At 68.7% G+C, this 22793-nt stretch carries 22 protein-coding genes; 18 read left to right on the top strand and 4 right to left on the bottom strand.

The window, feature by feature from the left end; all coding sequences use genetic code 11:
* Window positions 1-156: 156 nt before the first annotated feature.
* On the top strand, window positions 157-1566 hold the full coding sequence (locus tag EPL03_RS00440) for a M14 family metallopeptidase (protein WP_135827369.1): 1410 nt from the start codon (window positions 157-159) through the stop codon (window positions 1564-1566).
* 24 nt (window positions 1567-1590) lie between these two features.
* Window positions 1591-3645 carry a S9 family peptidase gene (locus EPL03_RS00435; protein ID WP_135827368.1) on the top strand — a complete coding sequence of 685 codons (2055 nt, stop codon included), beginning with the start codon at window positions 1591-1593 and terminating at the stop codon, window positions 3643-3645.
* 297 nt (window positions 3646-3942) lie between these two features.
* On the opposite strand, the gene EPL03_RS00430 is transcribed toward EPL03_RS00435, so the two are convergent.
* Both EPL03_RS00430 and EPL03_RS00425 read right to left on the bottom strand, forming a co-directional pair.
* A complete protein-coding gene (locus tag EPL03_RS00430; protein ID WP_135827367.1) occupies window positions 3943-4671 on the bottom strand; it encodes an SOS response-associated peptidase in 729 nt (242 codons plus the stop codon).
* A 1-nt stretch (window position 4672) separates the two neighbouring features.
* A complete protein-coding gene (locus tag EPL03_RS00425) occupies window positions 4673-5860 on the bottom strand; it encodes a CBS domain-containing protein (protein WP_135827366.1) in 1188 nt (395 codons plus the stop codon).
* A gap of 133 nt (window positions 5861-5993) precedes the next feature.
* Here EPL03_RS00425 and EPL03_RS00420 point away from each other — a divergent pair, with 133 nt between their 5' ends.
* The 3 genes from EPL03_RS00420 to EPL03_RS00410 are packed head-to-tail and all read left to right on the top strand — an operon-like array spanning window position 5994 to window position 7898.
* A complete protein-coding gene (locus EPL03_RS00420) occupies window positions 5994-7205 on the top strand; it encodes an RNA-guided endonuclease InsQ/TnpB family protein (protein ID WP_135827365.1) in 1212 nt (403 codons plus the stop codon).
* 56 nt (window positions 7206-7261) lie between these two features.
* Complete coding sequence (locus EPL03_RS00415; RefSeq protein ID WP_135827364.1) at window positions 7262-7516, top strand: antitoxin VapB family protein; 255 nt, start codon at window positions 7262-7264, stop codon at window positions 7514-7516.
* Entirely contained in the window at window positions 7503-7898 is a 396-nt protein-coding gene (locus EPL03_RS00410; protein ID WP_135827363.1) for a PIN domain-containing protein, read from the top strand. Before EPL03_RS00415 ends, EPL03_RS00410 begins: the two co-directional genes overlap by 14 nt.
* Window positions 7899-8094: 196 nt before the next feature.
* On the opposite strand, the gene EPL03_RS00405 is transcribed toward EPL03_RS00410, so the two are convergent.
* Complete coding sequence (locus EPL03_RS00405) at window positions 8095-8637, bottom strand: DedA family protein (RefSeq protein ID WP_394346938.1); 543 nt, start codon at window positions 8635-8637, stop codon at window positions 8095-8097.
* Between the two features lie 295 nt (window positions 8638-8932).
* Between EPL03_RS00405 and hemB the strand changes: the two genes are divergently transcribed.
* The 4 genes from hemB (at window position 8933) to EPL03_RS00385 (ending at window position 13719) form a co-directional block, all read left to right on the top strand.
* Window positions 8933-9913: a porphobilinogen synthase gene (gene hemB / locus EPL03_RS00400; protein ID WP_135827362.1), complete on the top strand. Its 981-nt coding sequence runs from the start codon at window positions 8933-8935 to the stop codon at window positions 9911-9913.
* Window positions 9914-10677: 764 nt separating this feature from the next.
* Entirely contained in the window at window positions 10678-12519 is a 1842-nt protein-coding gene (locus EPL03_RS20575; RefSeq protein WP_135827361.1) for an ammonium transporter, read from the top strand.
* Window positions 12520-12603: 84 nt separating this feature from the next.
* On the top strand, window positions 12604-13002 hold the full coding sequence (locus tag EPL03_RS00390; RefSeq protein WP_135827360.1) for a DUF5518 domain-containing protein: 399 nt from the start codon (window positions 12604-12606) through the stop codon (window positions 13000-13002).
* A 66-nt stretch (window positions 13003-13068) separates the two neighbouring features.
* Window positions 13069-13719, top strand: coding sequence for a DUF7504 family protein (locus EPL03_RS00385; protein WP_135827359.1), 651 nt, complete (start codon window positions 13069-13071; stop codon window positions 13717-13719).
* Window positions 13720-13733: 14 nt separating this feature from the next.
* Here EPL03_RS00385 and EPL03_RS00380 read toward each other — a convergent pair whose 3' ends face one another.
* On the bottom strand, window positions 13734-14174 hold the full coding sequence (locus EPL03_RS00380) for a hypothetical protein (RefSeq protein WP_135827358.1): 441 nt from the start codon (window positions 14172-14174) through the stop codon (window positions 13734-13736).
* A gap of 122 nt (window positions 14175-14296) precedes the next feature.
* Between EPL03_RS00380 and hemL the strand changes: the two genes are divergently transcribed.
* The 9 genes from hemL (at window position 14297) to EPL03_RS00335 (ending at window position 22395) form a co-directional block, all read left to right on the top strand.
* On the top strand, window positions 14297-15574 hold the full coding sequence (gene hemL, locus EPL03_RS00375; RefSeq protein ID WP_135827357.1) for a glutamate-1-semialdehyde 2,1-aminomutase: 1278 nt from the start codon (window positions 14297-14299) through the stop codon (window positions 15572-15574).
* A gap of 70 nt (window positions 15575-15644) precedes the next feature.
* On the top strand, window positions 15645-16103 hold the full coding sequence (locus EPL03_RS00370) for a hypothetical protein (protein ID WP_135827356.1): 459 nt from the start codon (window positions 15645-15647) through the stop codon (window positions 16101-16103).
* A 20-nt stretch (window positions 16104-16123) separates the two neighbouring features.
* On the top strand, window positions 16124-16321 hold the full coding sequence (locus tag EPL03_RS00365) for a hypothetical protein (RefSeq protein WP_135827355.1): 198 nt from the start codon (window positions 16124-16126) through the stop codon (window positions 16319-16321).
* The gene (gene hemC / locus EPL03_RS00360; RefSeq protein ID WP_135827354.1) at window positions 16318-17499 is read left to right on the top strand and encodes a hydroxymethylbilane synthase; all 1182 of its coding nucleotides are present in this window, start codon (window positions 16318-16320) and stop codon (window positions 17497-17499) included. Before EPL03_RS00365 ends, hemC begins: the two co-directional genes overlap by 4 nt.
* Window positions 17496-18248 (top strand): uroporphyrinogen-III synthase, encoded by a 753-nt coding sequence (locus EPL03_RS00355; protein WP_135827353.1) that lies wholly within the window; start codon window positions 17496-17498, stop codon window positions 18246-18248. Before hemC ends, EPL03_RS00355 begins: the two co-directional genes overlap by 4 nt.
* A gap of 83 nt (window positions 18249-18331) precedes the next feature.
* Window positions 18332-19594, top strand: coding sequence for an MFS transporter (locus EPL03_RS00350; RefSeq protein WP_135827352.1), 1263 nt, complete (start codon window positions 18332-18334; stop codon window positions 19592-19594).
* A 115-nt stretch (window positions 19595-19709) separates the two neighbouring features.
* A complete protein-coding gene (locus EPL03_RS00345; RefSeq protein WP_135827351.1) occupies window positions 19710-20189 on the top strand; it encodes a hypothetical protein in 480 nt (159 codons plus the stop codon).
* Window positions 20190-20529: 340 nt separating this feature from the next.
* Complete coding sequence (locus EPL03_RS00340; protein WP_135827350.1) at window positions 20530-22047, top strand: single-stranded-DNA-specific exonuclease RecJ; 1518 nt, start codon at window positions 20530-20532, stop codon at window positions 22045-22047.
* A 54-nt stretch (window positions 22048-22101) separates the two neighbouring features.
* Window positions 22102-22395: a hypothetical protein gene (locus EPL03_RS00335; RefSeq protein ID WP_135827349.1), complete on the top strand. Its 294-nt coding sequence runs from the start codon at window positions 22102-22104 to the stop codon at window positions 22393-22395.
* Window positions 22396-22793: the final 398 nt, after the last annotated feature.

Raw genomic sequence — 22793 nt, 5'->3', positions numbered from 1 at the left:
GTAGGCACCCAAGAAGTAGTTTTTCCTACCGGACTTTTTCTCTACATGCCGTATATAATTTATATCGTTCAAAGAAATAGTCGTCTTGTCGAATATATGTCGATATTCTCGGTTGATATCAAAACTACCATATTTGGGTAATGACCTGCATGAGGCATGGCAGGGCATGCCTCGGGGGACCCGTACCGGTCGTTCGACGACCTCGCGTCGGAGATTCCCCGCTACGAGTCGTTCTTCAGCGTCGCCGAGCACAGGCGACGCGACGAGCGCCTCGCCGCGGACCACGACCACGTGTCGTTCGAGGTGCTCGGCGAGAGCAGCGACGGAAACGAAATCTGGTCGACGCGGGTCGGGGAGGGGCCCCATACCGCGTTCATGTTCGCGGCCCCGCATCCCAACGAACCCATCGGGAGCATGACCATCGACTTCCTGTCGCGGCGACTCGCCGAGGACGACGACCTGCGGCGGTCGTTCGACTACGAGTTCGTCTTCGTGAAGACCGCCGACGTCGACGGGACCCTGCTCAATCAGGGGTGGTTCGACGGTCCGTTCACGACCTCGAACTACGCCCAGAACTTCTACCGGCCGGCGAGCGACGAGCAGGTCGAGTGGACGTTCCCCCTAGAATACGAGGGGTACGAGTTCGACGACCCGCTCCCCGAGACGGAGATGCTGATGGAGGCCATCGCCGAGCACGAACCCGACTTCGTCTACAGCCTCCACAACGCCGGGTTCGGCGGCTGTTACTACTACGTCAGCCGCGAACTCCCCGTGTTCGAGGAGCTCCGGTCCATCGCCCGCGACCACGACGTCCCGCTCGACCTCGGCGAACCGGAGGCCCCGTGGATGGAGGCGTTCGGCGACGCGGTGTTCCGGATGCCCTCGGCGACCCGGCAGTACGACTACCTCGCGGACAACACCGACCGGGACCCGGCCGAGATGCTCGACAGCGGTGCCGGCAGCCTCGACTTCGCGCGGAAACACAACCCCGACGTCGTCGAACTGGTGACCGAACTGCCGTACTTCTACGACCCCCAGATAGCGTCCGACGAGACCACCGACCGGTCCCGGCGCGAGGTCGTCCTCGACGGCGTCGACCGGGCCGAGCGCCTCGTCGCGTTCCTCGCCGAGCAGTACGACCGGGTGGCCGACGACCTGCCCGACTCCCGGCTGAAGCGCGCCGTCGAGGAGACCGTCGAGAAGTCGGCCGACCGGCTCGAGGCCAAGCGCACGTGGGCCGAGACCGAGCCGGACCTCGACGAGCCGGCCACGGTCGCCCAGACGGTCGACGCGCTGACCGTCCGGCCGTTCTACCGGATGCTGTCGTTCGGGACGTTCCTGCGGGTGCTCGACCACGCCGCGATGAGCGCCGACGAGGCCTCGACCGACGTCGAGGAACTCGAGGCCGTCAAGGCGGCAGTCGAGCGGCGCTTCCACGACGTCAACGCCGACCTGCTCGAGGACCTCGACTACCGGGCCATCCCCATCCGGCGGCTCGTTGCCATCCAGGCCCGTGCGGGGCTGGTCTGTCTCGACCACCTCCAGCGCTCGAATCACTTCGAATAATCGACGCGATTGCGACCGACACAGATGACAGGACACACCGAACTTCAGGCGGAAGCGTACTACGACCAGCGAATCGCGACCGACGTGGCGGTGTCGCCGTCGGGCGACCGAGTGGCGTACCTCGTCGAGGAGTACGACGGCGTCGAGGACGAGCGGTGCCACGGCCTCTACGTCGCGCCGACCGACGGGACGGAGTCGCCCCACCGACTCACCCGGGTCTCGGACGCGGGCGCTCCGGCGTGGAGCCCCGACGGTCGACGGCTCGGGTTCGTCGCCGCGAGGGAGGACCGCACGCTCCGACTCGGCCGGCCCGACGACGGCGACGAGGACGACGACTCGCCCGACGAGGAGCCCAGGCCGCAGGTCTGGACGTTCGACCTCGACCGGGGCGGCGACGCCCGGCAGGTGACCGACTTCGAGGAGGGCGTCGAGGAGTTCGACTGGTCGCCCGACGGCGAGCGCGTCGTCGTCGCCGCGCGCGACCCGACCGACGACCAGCGCGAGTACCTCGACCGCCGCGAGGAGGGCGGCCCCATCGAGACCACCCGGCTCCAGCACAAGCGCGACGGCGCTGGGTGGCTCGACGACGTGCGGACCTACCTGTTCGTCGTCGACTGCGAGACCCGCGAGGCGACCCGCCTCGACGAGGCGTACGCCGCGGGCTCGCTCGCGCCCCTGATGGGCCTCCAGCCGCGCTGGGGACCGACCGACCGAATCGCGTTCGTCTCCTCGCGGGCCGAGCGCCCCGACGACACGCACGCGATGGACGTCTGCGTCGTCGACCCCGACGGGTCGAACCTCGACGTGCTCACGGAGTCCGAACTGCAGGCGAACAGTCCCCGCTGGAGCCCCGAAGGTCGACGGCTCTCGTTCGTCGCGGGCGACCCCGAGAACTGGTACGCGCCCTCGGAGACGTACGTGGCCGACCCGTCGACCGGGCGCTACGACTCGGTCTCGGGGTCGCTCGACCGCACGGTGGCGGCCCAGGCCACCCCCGAGTGGGTCGGCGACGACGAACTGGTCGGCGCGATAGCCGACGAGGGACGGACCCGGCTGGCCCGGTTCGACGCCGACCGGGACGACCCCGAGCGGCTATTCGACGCGCAGGGGTCCTATCGGGAGATAGCGCAGTTCGACGTCGCCGGCGGCACCGTCGCCCTCTGTCTGTCCGCGCCCGACGCGCCGGCCGACGTGTACGCGGTCGACGTCGCGGACCTCGACGCCGGGCCCGACGCCGACCCGCTGGTCCGGGTCTCGGAGCCGAACGACGGCCTGCTCGACGGAGTGGAGCCGCCGACGTGCAGGCGGGTCACGTTCGAGAACGACGACGGCGTCGAGATCGAGGGCGTGGCGTACCTCCCGCCGGACCTCGACCCCGACGACCCCGAGCCCCGCCCGGTGATCGCGTCCATCCACGGCGGCCCGATGTCCTACGACGCCCCGGAGTTCAAATTCGATTACGTCTACTGGACGAGCCGGGGCTACGTGGTGTTGCGGACCAACTACCGTGGCAGCACCTCCTACGGTCGCGACTTCGCCGAGTCCATCGCGAGCGACTGGGGACCCCGGGAGGTCGACGACGTGGTCAGCGGCGTCGAGTCGCTGGTCGAGCGCGGTTGGGGCGACCCCGACCGGCTGTTCGCCACCGGCTTCTCGTACGGCGGCATCACGACCGCCCAGCTACTCACGCGGACCGACGCGTTCGCGGCGGGAGCGGCCGAGCACGGCATCTACGACTTCTACTCGGTGTTCGGGACGAGCGACAGCCACCCGTGGCACGAGGCCGAGCTCGGGGTCCCGTGGGAGAACGAGGAGGAGTACCGGAAGGTGTCGAGCCTCCCCCGGGTCGGCGACCTCGACGCCCCGTTGCTCGTGACCGCCGGCGGCGAGGACTGGCGATGTCCGCCCTCGCAGGCCGAACAGCTCTACGTCAGCGCGAAAAAGCAGGGCGTCGACGCCAAGCTCGTGGTGTACCCCGACGAGCACCACGACATCGGCGCTCCCGACCGGGCGATCCACCGGCTAGAGGCGATAACCGAGTGGTTCGAGGACCACGACCCCGGCCGCGAGCAGTCGTAGGCGTCGAGACCCGGGGCCGCCGCTCCGGTTGTCCCCGCCTACCGCCGGGAGCCCGCCCGACAGCCACCTCCTACGGCCCAGAACACGCCCCATAACAAAGTCCGAACCCGCCGTCACGTACTGGTGCGCCCGGCGGCTCGGGCGCAGAGCGTGCAAGCGAGCGACCGTCCCGGCGGTGCCGGGGGCGCTGGTGGCGGGCTGGCCTCCCGCCGACGTGTCACCAAGCCTCCCACGAAAGTTCTCGTACCGGGGGTCGCGACGGCTCGCTACTCCCTTTCCGTTTTCGCGGCCGACGCCTCAGAACTCGTCGAGCCCCGTCTGGACGTCCTCCTCGGCCGGGACCGCCTCGACGAGCGCCGCCGAGTCGTTCGCGGGGTCGTTCAGCGCCGACGAGACGGGGTACGCGTGCAGTTCCGGCGTGGGCCTCGGGTCGAGCAGGTCCGCGAGCGACGACGCGGCCGCGTCGTCGCTCGCTTCCTCGGCCCCGCCACGCACGGCCCGGTCGGAATCGCCTCGGAGCCACCGCCGCCGGGCTCGCTCGGACGACAGCACGACCGGCATCCGGTGGTGGACGGGCTCGACCACGGCGTTCGCCTCGGTGGTCACGACGGTAAACGTCGCCGGGCAGTCGTCGCCCGGCGGTTCCCACAGCCCGGCGAGCGCGAAGGGGTCGCGGTCCTCGCGCTCGAACCGGTAGGGCTGTTTGCCCGTGGGCGTGTCCGTCCAGTCGTAGAAGCCGTCCGCGAGCACGAGACACCGGCGCTGAGCGTACGCCTCGCGGAAGCTGGGCTTGTCGGCCAGCGTCTCGGCGCGGGCGTTGACGTGGCCCGACCCCGAGCCGTCGGCCCACTTCGGGACGAGTCCCCACGTCGGAAACCGAACGGCGTCGGGGTCGTCGTTGCGGACGACCGGATGGCGCTGGCTCGGCGCGACGTTGTACCGGGGGTCGAGCGGTCGCGTCGGCTCGGCGTCGAATCGCTCGGCGACGAGCGCGGGGTCCGCGAACAGCGAGAGGCGTCCGCACATGCTATCGCAACGGCCGCTCGCGCTCGCGCATCGGTTCGTCGGGCGACGTGACGCGGTCGGCCCGGCCGGTCTTCTGGATGATCTCGAAGGCGGTCATCAGGTCGGTCCGGGAGACGATGCCGACCAGCTCCCCCTCGGCGTCGACGACGGGGAGACGACCGATGCCGTGTTGCTGGATGTGCTCGAACGCGGTCATGGCGTCGGCGTCGGCCGAGATGGTCTCGAGCTCGGTGCTCATCACGTCCCGGACGGTGTAGGCGTCGCGCTCGACCTCCGACACCTGCTGGGCGTCGCCGAGCGTGACCATCCCCACGAGCTCGCCCCGGTCGACGACCGGGTAGCCGGTGTGGCGCTCGCGGAACATCGTCTCCATCAGGTCCGCGACCGACTCGTCGGGCGCGACGGTGTCGAGGTCCTCGGCCACGGTCATCACGTCCCGGACGCGAACGTCGCGGAACGCCGCGTTCATCACGGTCTGTTGGGCCTCGCTGGTCGCGCCGATGTAGATGAAGAAGGCGATGCCGATGTAGATGATGTTGCCGACGAACAGCCCGAGCAGCCCGAGCAGGACCGCGAACGTCTTGCCGACCTCGGCGGCGGTCTGGGTCGCACTGGCGAACGGTCGATTGCGCGCGAGCAGCGCCCGGAGCACCCGGCCGCCGTCCATCGGGAAGCCGGGCAGGAGATTGAACGCCGCGAGCGCGAGGTTCATCACCGCGAGGTACGCCAGCACGAACTGGACCGTCGGCAGCCCCGCCGGGACGGCGAGCAGCGCGACCCACGAGACGACGCCGAGCGCGACGCTGACCGCCGGCCCGGCGACGGCGATGAGGAACTCCTGCTTCCAGTCCTCGGGCTGGTCGGTGAGTCGGGCGATGCCGCCGAACAGCCAGAGCGTGATGGAGTCGATGGGGAAGCCAAAGCGCATCGCCACGACCGAGTGGCCGAGTTCGTGGAGGACCACGCCGGCGAACAGGCCGACGGCCGTGACCGCGCCCAGAATCCACGGCACGGCACCCTCCTGGAGCGACTCGGTCGCGATGTCGTTCATCGGGAGCGCGTCGAGGACGACGGCGAGGTCTCCCACCTGCGAGCCGATGAGCCACGCGAACACCGGCAGGACGAGCAGGAACGTCAGGTCGAGCTTTATCGGGATTCCGAACGCCCGACCCACCGTGAAGCTTCGCATACCCGTTCGTTCCGGTGGCAGACCCTTAACTGATTGGTCGCGGGCGTAGTCGTCGCTTCGGCGACCCGCCCGACTTAGCTCTTGCGGCCATCCCAAAGTATTCAAGAGGCCCCCCGAGACACTGACGTACAACGTGGCAGACACCGACTACTCGAGACGCACGGCGGTCACCGGACTCTCGGTCGCGCCGACGGACGCCACGCGGCTCCGGGAGCTGATCGCCGAGTGGAAGCGGGGCTGTCAGCTCGCCGTCAACGAGGCGTGGGGTGTCTGTCACACGAGAAGCGAGGTCCAGCAGCTCGCCTACGACCGGCTCCGCGAGGAGACCGACCTCGGCAGCCAGCACGCGGTGCTGGCGACCCACCGGGCGGCCGAGGCCATCAAGCGCGCCGAGGACCGAAGCGGCGCGAAGCCCGAGTTCACCAGCCCGACCGTGGCGTTCGACACCCGCACGATGACGGTGTTCGACGACCGGACGGTGAGCCTGACCACGACCGACGAGCGGGTGCGGTGCGACCTGAAGCTCCCGACCGGGGGTGGCTACCAGTCGCGGTATCTCGACGACGAGGACTGGGAGCCGGCCAAGAGCGCGCTCCACTACCGCGACGGGGCGTTCGCCTTCCACCTCGGCTTCCGGACGCCCCGGCCCGAGGTCGACGCCCCGACCGAGGGCGCGACGGTGCTGGGCGTCGACCTCGGCGTCGAGAACCTCGCGGTGACCAGCACCGCCCGCTTTTTCTCGGGCGGCGAGCTCGCCCACCGGCGCGAGGAGTTCGAACGCGTGCGCGCGTCGCTCGACGCCACCGGCACGCGGAGCGCGAGCCGGACCCTCCGGCAGGCGGGCGACCGACTCGACCGCGTCGTGCGCCAGCGCCTCCACGAGGTCGCCAACGGCATCGTCGACGAGGCCGAAGCCTACGACTGCGAACTCGTCGCGGTCGGCGACCTCGCCGAGGTCGCCGACCTGCTCCCGGAGGCGAGCCCGTTCCACGAGTGGCTGTTCGACCGGCTGGTCTCGTTCGTGGAGTACCGCGCCGCCGAGCGCGGAATCGCGGTCGTGGAGGTGAACCCCGAGTACACCAGCCAGCGCTGCATGGAGTGTGGGTTCACCCATCCCCAGAACCGCGACGTCGAGGACCACCAGTTCGAGTGCCTGAAGTGCGGCGCGTCGGCCCACGACGACTACAACGCCGCCAAGAACATCGCCTTCCGGTGCGTTCGCCGGGGACCGCTGTCCTCGCGCGGGCTGGGGGCTGCGGCGTGCGCGCTCCAGTCGGGCGTCGTGACGCCGGACGACGGGTTCACGCCGTACGCCGAACTGTCGGAAGCGCCGAAGTCGGACTGACCCGGCGGACCGACTCGTGACGGATTCGATTCTCTCCGGCGAAACGTCTAACACCAGTGACCGTTAACGGAGACGTGAACATGGCGACCGACCACATCCGAATCTCCGAGGACGCCAAAGAGCGACTCGAATCCCGAAAACGGGAGGGCGAGAGCTTCACGGACGTCATCATGCGGCTGACCGACCGCGACGCCGACGTGCGCCGGTTCATCGGGAAGTACGACGACGTGGACCTGGAAGCGGGCGTCGAGAACGTGACCGAGCGGCTGGACCGCGAGTTCCGAGCGGAGCGCGAGGATGTTCGTCGATAGCAGTTTCCTGATCGGGCTCGGGCGCGGGAGCGAGGACGCGGTACAGTTCTACGAGCGACATCAGTTCGAGGAGTACAGCACGTCCACGGTCGTCGGTTTCGAACTCCTCGGCGGTCTCGTCGACCGTGGCCGGGGCGATGCGTTGGACGAACTGCGTCGGGACCTTGACTGGGTGGACTTCGTGGCGTTCTCGATGGACGACGCGGTCGAAGCGGCACGTCTCGAATCCGAACTCGAATCGAAAGGGCACAAGATCAAGATATCAGATACGTTGATCGCCGCCGCTGCGAGACAGCGCGGCGAGACGTTAGTCGCCGCCGACGGCCACTTCGAACGCGTCGACGGCCTCGACTACGTGAACTTCAGGGAGTCGGACGCGTAGTCCAAAAGCGACCGCCGCCCCGGCGCGGCGGAAGTGCGCCCGCGTGGAGTTCATAGCATGGCACGCGATGAAGTCGGCACGCGGGCGCACCTAGTCGTACGGGGCGGGACTGGTTTAGGTCTGACGCCTTCGAGTCCGAACCGCACGACGGTATCGGGGTGAGCCGCCCGCGCTCGGGACGGTTCTATCGGGCAGTTCAGAGGAAGTCCAGCAGGCCGAGGTCGATGACGTACAGCGCGGCCGCCGCGAGCCACGACTGGAATATCAGCGTGCCCAGCGCCGACAGGACGACGAACTCCCAGTCGCGCATATCGGCGAACCCGGCCGGCACGGTCAACATCCCGCGCGTGAACAGCAAGGCGTTGCTCACCGGGACGACGACGCGGCCCCACCGCTGGAACCAGCCGTCGAAGCGGTCGAGTTGGCGCTCCTCGACGCGGAACCACGACTTGCTCAGCAGGTACTCCCGGCCGCCGCGCTTGGCGAGCGAGAACAGCGCGTACTGGCCGATGGTCGCGCCGACCACCGCGACGCCGATGACCGTGGCGATGCCGAAGTAGTCGTCGGGGCCCGCGAGCAGGGAGACGCCGATGGGGACGAGGCTCTCGCTCGGCGCGAAGTACAGCAACATCGCGCCCTCCAGAATCAGGATGGAAAAGAGCGCGAGCAGGCCGTACTGGTCGAGCCACGCCCGCGCGAGCCCCTCGTTGCCGAGGAAGAAGAGGCCGACGCCCACCACGGCGGCGAGCACCATCCCGACCGCGAGCAAGAGCACGCCGTTGTCGGCGAGGAACTCACGGACCCTGCCGGCGCTCGTGGCGTTCGACAGCACTAGCCCGGCGAACACCACGGCGACGCCGGGAGCGAGCGGCACGTCCGCGACCAGTGCGAGCGGGGACAGGTCCATCGCGTAGCACGTCAGTCCCGTCGACCAAATGCGTTTTGACCCGGAGCGGGCGGGACCCGCGGTCGAAGCCCCGTCCCGCCGTCGACCGGAGCGACGCGGTTTTGGCGTCCGGCCCGCAAGGGCCGACATGGACCTCACGCACCGACCCCGTCGCCTCCGGCGGGACGGCGTCCGCGAGATGGTCAGCGAGACCAGCCTCGACGCCTCGGACCTGATAGCGCCGGTCTTCGTCGACGCCACGACCGACGAGCGGGTGCCCATCGAGTCGATGCCCGGCCACGAGCGCGTCCCGGTCGAGCAGGCCGTCGCCCGGGTCAAGGAGGTACTCGAAACCGGCGTCGAGGCCGTCATGCTGTTCGGTATCCCGGAGTCGAAAGACGCCCGCGGCTCCCGCGCGTGGGCCGACGACGGCGTGGTCCAGGAGGCGACGCGCCGCATCGCGGCCGAGACCGACGCCTACGTCCTCACGGACGTCTGCCTCTGCGAGTACACCGACCACGGCCACTGCGGAGTCGTCGAATCGACCGCCGAGTCCGACCCCGACCTCACCGTCCGCAACGACGAGACGCTCGACCTGCTCGGGAAGATTGCGGCCTCCCACGCCGAGGCGGGCGCGGACATGGTGGCCCCGTCGGCGTCGATGGACGGGATGGTCGGGGGCATCCGCAAGTCGCTGGACGCCGAGGGCTTTTCGGACGTGCCCGTCATGAGCTACGCCGCCAAGTACGAGTCGGCGTTCTACGGCCCCTTCCGGGACGCCGCCGACGGCGCGCCCGCGTTCGGCGACCGGCGACACTACCAGATGGACCCCGCGAATCGCCGGGAGGCCGTCCGGGAGGTCCGCCGGGACGTCGAGCAGGGCGCGGACGTGCTGATGGTCAAGCCCGCGCTCCCGTATCTAGACGTGATACGCGACGTCCGCGAGGCGTTCGACCACCCGGTCGCGGCCTACAACGTCTCCGGGGAGTACGCGATGCTTCACGCCGCCAGCGAGAAGGGGTGGCTGGACCTGGAGGCGGTCGCGCTGGAGTCGCTGTTGTCCATCAAGCGCGCCGGCGCGGACCTGATTCTGACCTACTTCGCCGAGGACGTCGCGGAGCTGCTATAATCAGGGTGCGTACCACGTCGCCGGGAGGTACCGAACCGGGCCGCGCCCCGACGTCGGAACCGTCGCGATTGATTGCCACCCATCAGAGCGCCGCTGGAGAATACTCCGATGGGTCGTTGCCACCACGCCCTCGCTCACGCACCACCCGACGACAACTTCTTCAGGGGTAGGTGAAGACACGGGGGCGAGAGTATCGCCGTCGTGACACTCGAACAGCGCGTGGTCGGTATCCTCGTTCCACGAGGCGGCGGAGGCGGGCGCACCACCGGCGTAGACGCTGCCGTCGTGGACGAACGCCGCAATCGGTTCCTGAAATATATCTATCAAACGTCCCGGTGCGGACGCGAACCACCCTCGGTTCCGCGGGATATGCGGGGCGTGCGTGTGATTTCGAGCCGGTCGAGCGACGGTCCCGGAGAGCACTGGACCCTGGACGAGGAGCCGCAGGACTCCCGATTCTCGCGCGCACCGCCGATTCTCCGGACCGCGTCGCCCCCGCGACTCCACCCCACGAACGCCCGAAAATCGGCCGCCCGAATGCCCGATTTCTGGACGAAATACAACCTTAAACACACCTTATCCGATTTTAAACCTGACGCTCGTCTACTCTCCACCTTGTATTATGGAAATAATCAACGCTTACCCTTATGTACTATCTTCTCGTCACGATAACCCGTGACTCGAAATACGAACCCGGTTGAATTCGAGGTATTCCTGAACAGTCGTCCAGACGACCTGGTGGAAGTTCCGCCGGAGGGGTCGGGATGCTAGAGGCACCGATGCAACTCGACGCCGCGGCGGTGGCGGACTCCATCAACTTCGTGTGGGTGCTGGTGGTCTCGTTCCTCATCTTCTTCATGCAGCCCGGATTCGCGCTGCTGGAGGCCGGGCAGGTCCGCGCGAAGAACGTGGGGAACGTGCTGACCAAGAACATGACCGACTGGGCGCTGGGCGTGCTGGTGTACTTCGTGGTCGGGGCCGGCATCGCCAGCGTCGTCGGCATGCTGACCTCCGGCGCGTCGTTCGACCTGATGGAAGCGTTCGCGTACATCGGCGACCCCGGCTCGACCGGCTGGATAAACTGGGTGTTCGGCGCGGTCTTCGCGATGACGGCGGCGACCATCGTCTCCGGCGCGGTCGCCGAGCGGATGGACTTCCGGGCGTACGTCCTGTTCGCGGCGATGATGACCGGCCTCATCTACCCGGTCGTGCAGGGGCTGACGTGGGGCGGCGGCCTGCTGGCGCTGGCCGAGGAGCCCGTTAACAACGGGTACATCGCCGACGTACTCGGCGTGGGCTACCTGGACTTCGCGGGCGCGACCGTGGTCCACATGTGCGGCGGCATCGCCGGTCTCGTCGCCGCGAAGATGGTCGGCCCGCGCAAGGGCCGGTTCGACGCGAACGGCAACAGCCAGCCCATCCCCGGCCACTCGATGCTGCTGGCGGTGCTGGGGACGCTCATCCTCGCGTTCGGCTGGTACGGCTTCAACGTCGGCACGCAGGCGACGGTGCTGTCGGTCGCCGAGGACGGCAGCGTCGCGTTCATGGGCGCAGAACTCGGCCGCGTCGTGCTCGTGACGACCCTCGGCATGGGCGCGGGGGCGGTCGCCGCGATGGCCGTCTCGGCGCTCCAGCAGGGCAAGCCCGACCCGCTCTGGATGGCCAACGGGCTGCTCGCGGGCCTGGTGGGCGTGACCGGCGCGGTCCCGCACGTCACGTGGTGGGGCGGCCTCCTCATCGGCGGCCTCGCCGGCGCGCTGGTGCTGCCGACGTTCCGCTGGGTGGTCGACTCGCTGAAGATCGACGACGTCTGTGGCGTCTTCGCGGTCCACGGCGGCGCGGGCGCGATAGGCACGATACTGATTCCGGTGTTCGCGGCCGACTCGGCCGGCGTGGCCATCCTCGGCGACGCGTGGGCGTTCGGCGGCGTCGACCAGCTCGTGATGCAGGTCGTCGGCGTGGCCATCATCGCCCTGTGGACCATCGTCGCGTCGGCAGCGGTCCTGAAGGTGGCCGACGCGCTGTTCGGCCTGCGGGTCAGCGACGAGGAGGAGGACCTCGGGCTCGACCGCGGCGAGCACGGCGTCACGGTGTACCCCGAGTTCGTCGGCGACTCCGCGTCCGAGCGCAGCCCGACTGCTGCCGACGGCGGCGAGGTCAAGACCGACGGCGGCGAGATTCGCACGGACGGCGGCGAACTCCGGACCGACGGCGGCGAAGTCGAATCCGGGGCGAGCGACGACGAAGCGCTCCCGAACGACGGCGAGATAAAGATGGTCATGGCCGTCATCCGGCCCGACAGGCTCGCGGAGGTCAAGACCGCCCTGGCGCAGGTCGGCGCGCCCTCCGTCACGGTCACGAACGTCTCGGGTCGCGGGAGCCAGCCCGCCAAGACCGGCCAGTGGCGCGGCGAGGAGTACACGGTCGACCTCCACCAGAAGGTCAAGATAGAGTGCGTCGTCGCCGACGTGCCCGCCGACGAAGTGGTCGAGGCCATCCGCGAGGCCGCCGACACGGGCGAGCCGGGCGACGGCAAGATATTCGTGCTGCCGGTCGAGGACGCGGTGCAGGTCCGGACGGGCACGCGCGGAACCGACGCGGTGTAGGCGAGCGCGACCGGCCGGACGCTATTTTTGGCATCCGCGCGACCGACGGCCAAAGTATATCCCGACGTGCCGACAACGACGGGTATGGAAGAGGAACGGACGGTCACCCGGTCGCGGGACCGCCAGATTCCCGACGAGCAGCCGAACACGCTGCTGAACGTGGTCGCCGGGGCCGCGGCGACCGTCGTGACCGTGCCGCTGCTCCCGTTCTCGGCCGTCTTCGGCGGCGGCGTGGCGGGCTACCTCCAGCAGCGCGACCTCGCGACGGGCGCGAAGGTCGGCGCGCTCTCGGGGGCTGTCGCCTCGATTCCGGCGTTTTTCCTCGTGTGGCTCGTCGTCGGCGTCTTCCTGCTCGGCGGCGACCCGTTCTTCGCGCTGTCGAGCCTGTTCGCCCTGACGCTGTTCTTCCTCGTCGCGGGCTACCTCGTCGTCGCGGGCGCGCTCGGCGGGGCGATCGGAGCCTACCTCCGGGCCGAGCTATGAGGCCGACCGGGCCCCGGGCCGGACGTGACACCTTTATAAGCTCGTGTCGATACTTTTCCGGTAACAGTGTCCGACGCGGAGGTAGGTGAAGTGGACCCCCTGTCGCCCGAGGCGGTCGAGGACGGAACCAACGTGCTCGTCGCCGGGGAGCCGTTCACCAGAAAGCGGGAGGTGCTGCTGGAGCTGCTGGACACGCCCGACAGCGGCGCGATTCTGGCCACGACCAAGTGGACCACGGACCGGCTCCGGCAGGCGTTCGCCCGCCGGTACGCCGCCGAGGCGTGGGAGCTCCGATTCCTCGACTGCGTGAGCAAGAGTCGGTCGGTCGAGTCCGTGCGCGAGACCGAGACGATGCGGTACGTGTCCGACCCCGGCGACCTGACGGGGATGGGCATCGAGCTGTCGGGATTCATGCGGGAGTTCTACCACCGTGAGGACGTCGAGCGCGCGACGCTCGGGTTCGACTCGCTGTCGCCGGTGTTGATGTACGCGGACCTGCGGCGGGTCTACCAGTTCCTCCACGTCGTCACCGGCCGCATCGCCAGTTCCGGGTTCGCGGGCGTCTTCACCCTCGACACGGTCCGGGACGACCGGCGAGCGGCCGACCAGCTGATGCAGGTGTTCGACGCGCTGGTGGAGGTCCGCGAGACGGACGACGGCGAGCAGTTGCGCGTCAGGGGCGGGACGTTCGGCCCGCAGTCGTGGACCCGGTTCTGAACCGGAACGCTACGTCACTCGTCCTGAAGGTGCTCTTTCGCCAGGTCCACGATCGGCGACTCGCGCCGGTCGAACACGAAGGCGAGACCGGACCACTCGCGGTACGGGAAGTGGGCGACCTGGACGTTCTCGTACCACCGGACTGTGGCGTCGAGCGTGCCGAAGTCGAACAGCGGTCGCTCGCGGGGCGGGTCGCCCAGCCCCTTCATCACGATGGTCTCGATGCGCTCCTCGAGTTCGTCGTCGGTGTAGCGCTCGCGCACGTCCTCCCGGACGAACAGCACGTCCGACTCGTCGCCGCTGAACCGGACCGCGAGGCGGAGCGGCGCGTTGGTCCGGTCGCGGAGGTGGTCGATGAGACCCTTGACGTCGGCGTTCACGTCCGCCAGGTCGTCGGAGATGTCGTCTAGCTCCTCCTCGAGATTCTCTTGTGGCTCCTTCGGGGCGTCGACCATGTCGTTAGACGGACCCAGACGCGGTCGGGATATAACAGTGTTGAACGCTGCGGTGGCCCGGTCGCCCGACCGGGGCCGCCGAGACAGAAATCGACTTGTCGCAGGAACCGAAAGGGTCGGGTATGCACGACGAACGCTCGCGCGAACTGTACGACCGGGCGCTGTCGGTCCTGCCCGGCGGGGTCAACTCGCCGGTCCGGGCGGTCCGACCCTATCCCTTCTTCGTCGAGCGCGGCGACGGCGCGCACGTCGTCGACGCCGACGGCAACAAGTACCTCGACTACGCGATGGGGTACGGCCCGCTGTTGCTCGGACACGACCTGCCCCAGGAGGTCGAGTCCCGGGTTCAGTCCCGACTCGCGGACGGGCCGATGTACGGCGCGCCCACCGAGGTCGAGGTCGAACTCGCGGAGTTCATCGCGCGCCACGTCACCAGCATCGAGATGGTGCGGTTCGTCAACAGCGGGACCGAGGCGACCACGACCGCCGTGCGACTGGCTCGCGGCTACACCGACCGGGACAAACTGGTCGTGATGCAGGGCGGCTACCACGGTGCCCAGGAGTCGACGCTCGTGGAAGGGAAATCGGGCGGCGTGGGGTCGCCCAGTTCCGACGGCATCCCCGAGGCCTTCGCCGAGGAGACCATCACCGTGCCGTTCAACGACGAGGGAGCGATTCGGGAGGTGTTCGAGGAGCGCGGCGACGAGATCGCGGCGGTGCTGACCGAGCCGATTCTGGGCAACTGCGCGTCGGTGGGCCCGGTCGAGGGCTACCTCGAAACGCTCCGGGAGGTCACCGACGACCACGGCGCGCTGTTGATATTCGACGAGGTGATGACCGGCTTCCGGGTCGGCGGCCTCCAGTGCGCGCAGGGGAAGTTCGGCGTCGAACCCGACCTCACCACCCTCGCGAAGGTCATCGGCGGCGGCTTCCCGGTCGGCGCGGTCGGCGGCCCGGCCCGAATCATGGAGTCGCTCGCGCCCACGGGTGAGGTGTTCCACGCCGGCACCTACTCGGGCCACCCGCTGTCGCTGACCGCCGGGCTGGAGATGCTCCGATACGCCGCCGAGAACGACGTGTACGACCACCTCGCGGACCTCGGCGACCAGTTGCGGTCGGGACTCGCCGACGTCCTCGAAGACCGCGCGCCCGAGTACACCGTGACGGGCCACGACAGCATGTTCAAGGTCGTGTTCACGCGCGACCGCGACGCCCGACTGGCCAACAGTGCCGACGTGGACGCCGCCGAGACCGAGCGCTGGGAGCGGCTGTTCTGGCCCGCGATGCGCGAGCAGGGCGTCTTCCTCACGCCCAACCAGTACGAGTCGCAGTTCCTCAGCTACGCCCACACCGAGGACGACGTCGAGGAGACGCTGGCGGCGTATCAGAACGCGCTGTAGGCCGACTCTCGGTGGGACGCTGACCGTGAAGGCGACACCGGTTTACCGCATCGACTCCTACCGAGGCGACATGAGCAGTCGACGGGCCGACGGCGAGCGAACGAGACGCCGCCGCTCGCACCACTGGTACTGGGTCGCCGCCATCCCCGCCGCCTTCTGCCTCTGGCTCGCCAGCCTCGCGTGGCTCGCGCTCGCCTCCTCGTGGGAGGCGTTCGGCTTCGGCGGGGCCACGGTGGAACTCTCGCTGGTCGCGCTCGGCGCGCCGTTCGTCTTCCTCACGGTGTACTTCCCGATGGCGGTCTACCGCGACGCCGACTACGTGAACCGGACTAGCGGCCAGTGGGGACCGAATCCGCAGCGGTACGCGCTCGGGGCCGCGCTGGGACTGGTCGTCCTCGTCGCGGTCGGGGTGGCGACGCTGCTCCTCGGAGCCAGCCCCGCGATTCCGGTCATCGCAGGCTTCGTGGTCAGCGTCCCCTTCGCGGTGTACTACCTGTACCGGCGACACGAGACGGTGGGGACGCCGTAGGTCGGGACCGTCGGGAGTCAGTGTATCGGCTCGACCACGAGGTGGTCGTTTTCGAGGTACGGTCGCTTCGCGCGTCCGGTTTCCTCGAAGCCGACGACCGCGTGTTCTGTGAGGACGCCGAGGTCGTGGGTCCGGGGAAAATCGCGGGGTCGAGTGACAGGGGCCCTCCCGGCAGAACGAACAAGGTTTCAACCTCCGACGCCGACGCTCACCCATGAGCAAACGAGGGACGGACGTACGGCTCGCCACGCGGGGGTCCGACCTCGCGCTCCGGCAGGCCGCCGAGGTGCAGGCCGCGCTGGAGGACCGCCGGTTCGCGGTCGAACTGGTCGAAGTCGAGACCACGGGCGACGAGATACGCGACGAACTCATCCACCGACTCGGGAAGACCGGCGCGTTCGTCCGGAGCCTCGACGAGAAGGTGCTGGCCGGCGACCTCGACGCGGCGGTCCACTCGATGAAGGACATGCCGACCGAGGGGACCGACGACCTCGTGGTCGCGGCCATCCCGGAACGCGCCAGCGCCAACGACGTGCTGGTGACCCCCGACGGGAAGTCGCTGGACGAGTTGCCGGCGGGCGCGACCGTGGGCACGTCCAGCCTCCGGCGGCAGGCCCAGTTGCTCCACCACCGCTCGGACCTGAACGTCGAACCGCTCCGGGGGAACGTCGACACCCGCGCCGAGAAGCTGCTCGCGCCAGCGCTCCAGCGCGAACACGAGGCCCGCACCGAGGCCGAGAAGGAAAAGCAGTCGAACAAGGCCAAAGAGCAGAAGGGCCACACCGTCGACTACGACGCGAAGTTCGACCGGACCGTCGAGGAGTGGTTCGACGACCTCGACGAGATCGAGCGCCGCGCGCTCGAGCGCGAGGTCGACACCGAGTACGACGCCATCGTGCTGGCGCAGGCCGGACTCGAACGCAGCGGGCTGGCCCACCACCTCGAATACGCCGAGCTGCCGGCCGACGAGTTCGTGCCCGCGCCGGGACAGGGCGCGCTCGCGGTGACTGCGCTCGACGGCGACCTCGCCGAGGACCTCCACGCGGTGCTGGACCACCCGCGAACGCGAGTCGAGACCACGGTCGAGCGTACCGTCCTCGCGGAACTGGGCGGCGGTTGCGTCGCGCCCATCGGCGTCCACGCGCTGATTCAGGGCGAACACGTCCACGTCGACGTGCAGGTGTTCTCCCAGGACGGCGAGGAGGTCGTCGAGGCGACCCGCGATCTGCCGGTCGAGAACCACGCGGCCGCCGCCGCCGACCTCGCGGCCGAACTCGCCGAGCGGGGCGCGGCGGAACTCGTCGCGGCCGCGACCGACGACGCGGACGATTCGACGGCGGGCGAGCGCGGCGAGTCGGTCCACGACGGCGCGGAACGGGGGACCGACGAGGAATGAGCGGAACGAACCGCGAGGTCCGGGTCGCGGCGTTCCGGCCCGACGACGAGCGCCTCGCGGACGCGGTGGCACTGCTCGACTCGCTCGGAGCCGACCCCGTGGCCGACCCCATGCTCGAAGTCCGGCCGACGGGCGAGACGCCCCGGGACGGCGAGTACGTCGTGTTGACGAGCAAGACCGGCGTCGAACTGGCGGCCGACGCGGGCTGGGACCCCGGCGAGGCGGCGGTGTGTGCCATCGGCGAGTCGACGGCCGACGCGCTCCGCGAGGCGGGCTACGACGTCGACCTCGTGCCCGAAGAGTACTCGTCGACCGGGCTGGTCGCGGCCCTCGAAGGCGAAGTCGAGGGCGCGCGCGTCGAGGTCGCCCGGAGCGACCACGGCAGCCCGGTCCTCACGGAGGGGTTGGCCGACGCGGGCGCGGACGTAAACGAGACAGTGCTATATCAATTGGTCCGACCCGAGGGGTCGGGCGAGTCCGCCGCGCTCGCGGCGGCGGGCGACCTCGACGCCGCGCTCTTTACCTCCTCGCTGACGGTCGAACACTTCCTCGACGCCGCCGACGAGCGGGGCGTGCGCGAGGAAGCCATCGCGGGGTTGAACGACGCCGTGGTGGGCGCAATCGGCGAGCCGACGCGCGAAACGGCCGAGCGCGAGGGAATCTCGGTCGACGTCGTCCCGGCGGTCGCGGAGTTCGAGCAGTTGGCGACCGCCGTCGTCGAGGCGGCCGCGCCGACGTATCACGAGTAGCTGGCGGCAAAACGCCGGCGACGGGTCCGCCGGCGACGTTCCACAGCACGTAAGTATCGTATCACTGAAATTCTGGGTGAGGGATGTGGCGACCACAGTCCGAGCGGACGATAGTCTACAAATACTACCTCTACCAGACGACGGTGGTGTCCGGCTTCTTCTGGCCCATCTTCACCATCTTCCTGCTCGACCGGGGGCTGTCGTACACGGAGATCACGCTGCTGAACAGCATCTCGGCCGCCGTCATCGTCGTGGGCGAGGTGCCGACCGGCTACGTCGCCGACCGCATCGGCCACCGGAACAGCATGCTCGCCAGTTCGGCGCTGTTCGTGGCCTCGGTGGGCGGGTTCGCGTTCGCCCACACGTTCCTCGAATTCACCGCCCTCTGGATACTCTGGTCGTTCGCGAACACGTTCCGGTCGGGGAGCGCCGACGCGTGGCTGTACGAGACGCTCCGGGAGCGCCTCGACGCCGACGAGTACACGAGGGTCCGCGGTCGGGGCACCTCCGCGAACCAGTGGTTCAGCGCGGCGACCATGCTGACCGCCGGCGGGCTGTACGCCGTCGACCCGGTTCTCCCGTTCGTGGCCGGAGCGAGCCTGAACGCGCTCGGAATCCCCGTCCTGCTCGCGATTCCGAAGACCGAACGCTACGCGGACGACGGCGGGAGCGAAGACGACGAAAGCGAGGACGGAATCGACGACGGCGCAGGGCGCGACGGCGACTACGGCGTCTCGGACGCGATTTCGGTCGTCCGGTCGCAGTTGAGTCGCCCGCCCCTGCGGTCGTTCGTGCTCTACTTCGCGGTGCTGTTCGGCGTGATCGCGGTCGTCGACAACTTCATCCAACCCATCGTCGTCGGCGAGGTCGGCCTGTCCGAGTCGTCGCTCGGGGTCGTCTACGCAGGGTTCGCGGTCGTGGCCGCCGTCGCCAGCCAGCACGCCGCTCGAATCGAGGACGCGCTGTCGACCCGGGGCGTCGTCGTGGCCGTGCCGCTGGTGGTGAGCCTCGCCCTGCTCGTCCCGACGCTGTTCCCGGTCGTCGCGCTCCCGGCGTTCTTCCTGATGAAGGGCGGCCGAGAGCTGCTCTACCCCATCATGAGCGGCTACGTCAACGACCGGGTCGGGACCGTCGGACGGGCGACGGTGCTGAGCGCCGTCTCGCTGCTGTTCGCGCTGTTCCGGATTCCGCTCCAACCGCTCGGCGGCGTCGTCGCGGACGCGACCTCGCCGATTACCGCCGTCGCGGCGCTCGCCGGCCTGTTCGTGGTCGCCGCCGCCCTGCTCCATCTCTGGGAAGCGCCCGCGAGTCGGGCGACCGAGGAACGGTCGGTTACCACGAAGTGAACTGTTCTATAGAGAACCCGGTTTCAAGAGAGTTCACGTCGATATAGTCTATTTACGTTACTTTCGGATAAAATCCGAATTTTTATCCCATCAGTGTGGCTACGTCTGATAACTCATGGCTCCACGAATCGGGCCATACAGAAGCGACGACGGACGCGAGGTGTATACGATCTTCGAGCCGACATCGAACCCACGATACTGGATTCGTTCACAAGACTGGCGGCGTCGGGGAAACATCGACAGATTCGTCGTCAAGCTCGTCTACATAGAAGGGTTGAGTCGAGAAGAGATACACCGCCAGCCCGCTATCACGGTGCAGCCCTTCGCTATAGACGTTGCTATCTCGGACCACGGCGAACACGACGTGACCGACCCAGGCGATTCGAAGGGGCTTCACGTCGATATAAAATGTCAAAATCACGGCCAGCGTAGAGGGACCGTTTCGATTGGAAAACGAAGCTACCGTGACGTTTCAAGGGCCTTTACCGACGCCGAAAAGTATCTGATAGACTATCGAGACGAGATAGCAGCGGTTTGGCGGGGAAAACGTGACCCGCGAACGCTACCCGACTCCACAGTCATCTCACTCGGCTAGCCGGGACTTTTTACTGTTAGGGCGAGGAGAATTACGTATGGCGGACATCCCCGAATCGGACGACGAAACGAAGCGTCGATTACGTGCCCATCGAAACGAAATCGACGAAGAACAATCGGAGTCGACGACTCGAACCTCGTAGAGGAACTCAAGCGAACTGTTCTATCGAAGTGACGTGAGGTTGTTCTCACGTACCGTCGTATGGGAAGCCGCGACCCGGGAGCGGACGCTCACCGACCGAGTCAGTTCCGACCGGTTTCTACGCCGAGCAATCCCCGACGACAAACGACCGACGAAACAAGCCGAACTTTATAAGCGATAGCGACTAACCCCCGCCCGAATGGCTCGTGCCGGACCAGTCCCCGCCCTCGCCGACCGCGCCGCCGCCTGCGCCCAGCGACTGCGCGAGGCCGACGAGGTGCTGTTGGCCTCCCACATCGACGCCGACGGGTTGACGAGCGCCGCAATCGCGGCCTCGGCGCTCGAACGCGCGGGCATTCCGTTCGAGACCGTGTTCAGCAAGCAACTCGACGCCGAAGAGGTCGCGGCCATCGCGGCCCGCGAGCAGGAGACGGTGCTGTTCACGGACTTCGGGAGCGGCCAGTTGGACCGCATCAGCCGGCACGCGGCGGCGGGCGAGTTCACGCCAATCGTGGCCGACCACCACCGGCCGGCCGACCCCGAGGATTGTGACCCCGAGGTCGTCCGGAGCGTCGACGGCTACGCCGACACCGACTACCACCTCAACCCGCTGCTGGAGGGCCTCGACGGCTCCTCGGAACTCTCGGGCGCTGGTGCGAGCTACGTCCTCGCGCGCGCACTCGAACCCGAAGGCCGAGACAGCCGCGACCTCGCCGCGCTCGCGGTCGTGGGCGCGGTCGGCGACATGCAGACCACCGACGGCGAACTCGTGGGCGCGAACCGGTCCATCGTCGAGGAGGGCGTCGCGGCGGGCGTCGTGGAGACGGCCACCGACCTGACGCTGTACGGCAAGCAGACCCGACCGCTCCCCAAACTGCTCGAGTACGCCAGCGACGTTCACGTTCCGGGCATCACGGGCGACGAGAGCGGCGTCCTCCGGTTTCTCGACGGGCTGGACGTGGCGTTGAAGGTCGGCGAGGACGGGAGCGAGAGCGCCGGGGGGACCAGCGACGGCGACTGGCGGCGCTGGGTCGACCTCACCGACGACGAGCGCCGGACGGTCGCGAGCGCACTGGTCCAGCGCGCGGTCTCCCGTGGCGTCAGCGCCGACCGAATCGAGGGGCTGGTCGGCACGACCTACACGCTCGTCGAGGAGCCGAAGGGCACGGAACTCCGGGACGTGAGCGAGTTCTCCACCCTGCTGAACGCGACCGCGCGCTACGAGCGCGCGGACGTGGGGCTGGCGGTGTGTCTGGGCAACCGCGACGGCGCGCTCGACCGCGCTCGGACCCTGCTGGCCGACCACCGGCGGAACCTCTCGGAGGGCATCCAGTTGGTCGAGCGCGAGGGCGTCACGCGCGAGGACAACGTCCAGTGGTTCCACGCCGGCGACCGCATCCGGGAGACCATCGTCGGCATCGTCGCCGGGATGGCGATGGGCTCGGACGGCGTCGACCGGGGGACGCCCGTCGTCGCCTTCGCGGACAAGGACGCGGACGAGGGCGACGAGGTGACGGAAGTGAAAGTCTCCGCGCGCGGGACGCCCTCGCTCACGCGACGCGGCCTCGACCTCTCGGCGGTGATGCAGGAGGCCTCGCGGTCGGTCGGCGGCGACGGCGGCGGCCACGACGTCGCGGCCGGCGCGACGGTGCCCGCCGGCACCGAGGAGGAGTTCGTCGACCGGGCCGACGAGCTCGTGGGCCAACAGCTCGACTAGCGCGTCCCTCGACCGCGCGACAGGTTGAATCCGCTCGGCGACCAACGACCGGACATGTCGACGCAATCGGACGAATCCGACGACCCGGTCCGCGCGTGGCTCGTCGAGCGGACCTACTCCGACGACGAACAGAACCTCATCATCCTCATCTACGCCACGACCGACGGCGAGCGCTACTTCCGGAAGGAACGCGCGCTCACCTCCTTCGGCGACGTGCGCGACACCACGGCCGCCGTCGAGGTTGAACCCGGAAACCTCGGGTGGGTCGACGACCCCGAGTTGCGAGAGCAGTACGCCGCCGAAGCCCGGCGGACGGCGGAGAGTCACGACCCCGACGACGTGGTGTGACCGGCGATGGCCGGCTTCCGAGCGACCCGCGAAGCGTCCGAGCCGCCGATTCCGCGCTCGGACCGTTGCTGTTTCTCTCACCCCGGCCCTTCGAGCCCTCAGGCGACGGTATCGGCGAAGCACAGGTCGAACCGGAGCTCGGGAATTTTGTATAGCGATAATCAGTTTATAGCGTGTTCGGAGCGAGACGCGCCGCTGTCGGCAGTCCGAGGCGCTATCCGCGAAAAACGGCCGGTGGAAGCGGCTACACGTCGACCGCGAGGTTCCGGCGTCGAGTTCGTCCGCGACTCGCTGGACCGTCTCGTCGAGTGGCCGGACCGCCTCGGTCCGGTCGCTCGTGGCGTCGGCGATGTCGTCGCTCTCGGCCCGGACCTGCGAGAGCTGGCCGTCGATGCGGT

This window comes from Halorussus halobius, from assembly GCF_004765805.1.
GTDB lineage: Archaea > Halobacteriota > Halobacteria > Halobacteriales > Haladaptataceae > Halorussus > Halorussus halobius.
This window is presented reverse-complemented; position numbering and strand designations above follow the sequence as displayed.

What these genes read in the sequence shown, in the direction of transcription:
- EPL03_RS00425 (WP_135827366.1), bottom strand. Translation starts at nt 5,860, where the DNA reads ATGCGAAGCTTCACGGTGGGTCGGGCGTTCGGAATCCCGATAAAGCTC.
- hemB (WP_135827362.1), top strand. Translation starts at nt 8,933, where the DNA reads ATGGACCTCACGCACCGACCCCGTCGCCTCCGGCGGGACGGCGTCCGC.
- EPL03_RS00340 (WP_135827350.1), top strand. Translation starts at nt 20,530, where the DNA reads ATGGCTCGTGCCGGACCAGTCCCCGCCCTCGCCGACCGCGCCGCCGCC.
- EPL03_RS00440 (WP_135827369.1), top strand. Translation starts at nt 157, where the DNA reads ATGGCAGGGCATGCCTCGGGGGACCCGTACCGGTCGTTCGACGACCTC.
- EPL03_RS00380 (WP_135827358.1), bottom strand. Translation starts at nt 14,174, where the DNA reads ATGGTCGACGCCCCGAAGGAGCCACAAGAGAATCTCGAGGAGGAGCTA.
- EPL03_RS00335 (WP_135827349.1), top strand. Translation starts at nt 22,102, where the DNA reads ATGTCGACGCAATCGGACGAATCCGACGACCCGGTCCGCGCGTGGCTC.
- EPL03_RS00350 (WP_135827352.1), top strand. Translation starts at nt 18,332, where the DNA reads ATGTGGCGACCACAGTCCGAGCGGACGATAGTCTACAAATACTACCTC.
- EPL03_RS00355 (WP_135827353.1), top strand. Translation starts at nt 17,496, where the DNA reads ATGAGCGGAACGAACCGCGAGGTCCGGGTCGCGGCGTTCCGGCCCGAC.
- hemL (WP_135827357.1), top strand. Translation starts at nt 14,297, where the DNA reads ATGCACGACGAACGCTCGCGCGAACTGTACGACCGGGCGCTGTCGGTC.
- EPL03_RS00390 (WP_135827360.1), top strand. Translation starts at nt 12,604, where the DNA reads ATGGAAGAGGAACGGACGGTCACCCGGTCGCGGGACCGCCAGATTCCC.
- EPL03_RS00370 (WP_135827356.1), top strand. Translation starts at nt 15,645, where the DNA reads ATGAGCAGTCGACGGGCCGACGGCGAGCGAACGAGACGCCGCCGCTCG.
- EPL03_RS20575 (WP_135827361.1), top strand. Translation starts at nt 10,678, where the DNA reads ATGCTAGAGGCACCGATGCAACTCGACGCCGCGGCGGTGGCGGACTCC.
- hemC (WP_135827354.1), top strand. Translation starts at nt 16,318, where the DNA reads ATGAGCAAACGAGGGACGGACGTACGGCTCGCCACGCGGGGGTCCGAC.
- EPL03_RS00345 (WP_135827351.1), top strand. Translation starts at nt 19,710, where the DNA reads ATGGCTCCACGAATCGGGCCATACAGAAGCGACGACGGACGCGAGGTG.
- EPL03_RS00435 (WP_135827368.1), top strand. Translation starts at nt 1,591, where the DNA reads ATGACAGGACACACCGAACTTCAGGCGGAAGCGTACTACGACCAGCGA.
- EPL03_RS00430 (WP_135827367.1), bottom strand. Translation starts at nt 4,671, where the DNA reads ATGTGCGGACGCCTCTCGCTGTTCGCGGACCCCGCGCTCGTCGCCGAG.
- EPL03_RS00410 (WP_135827363.1), top strand. Translation starts at nt 7,503, where the DNA reads ATGTTCGTCGATAGCAGTTTCCTGATCGGGCTCGGGCGCGGGAGCGAG.